The following is a 361-nucleotide window of genomic DNA, read 5'->3' as shown; positions in this document are numbered from 1 at the left end:
CTTGATCGGCGTGCCCTCGGGAACCGAGATGTCGATGCCGGCATTGCGCACGCCGTCGACATTCTGGCCATAGCCGGCGATGACTGCGCCGCGCACTGGCCAACGGAACTTGCCGATACCCGTTTCGTCGGGCGCCTTCTCATTGTTGTCGGCCGTCTTCTGCACGTCCTCGACGCTCTTGTCGGCAACCGGGGGCGTGTAGGTTTTCGGCTTGTTGGCGTCGACCGCTTCCTTGATCTCCTTCTTCGTCGGGATCGAGGCGGTGACGGTGCTGGCGTCCGGGATCGTCAGCTTCTGGCCGACGCGAATGGACGCTTTGCCCATGTGGTTGGCGCTCTTCAGCGCCTGGACACTGATCTTA

Annotated in this window: 1 protein-coding gene; it reads right to left on the bottom strand. The window is 62.6% G+C overall.

The window, feature by feature from the left end; all coding sequences use genetic code 11:
• Positions 1-361: LysM peptidoglycan-binding domain-containing protein (locus AC1D0P_RS32375; protein WP_477680461.1), on the bottom strand; the 361-nt coding region annotated here is incomplete at both ends.

Source organism: Polaromonas sp. P1_G2, from assembly GCF_056405515.1.
The sequence above is the reverse complement of the archived record's forward strand: the minus strand, read 5'-3'. Positions and strand labels throughout refer to the sequence as shown.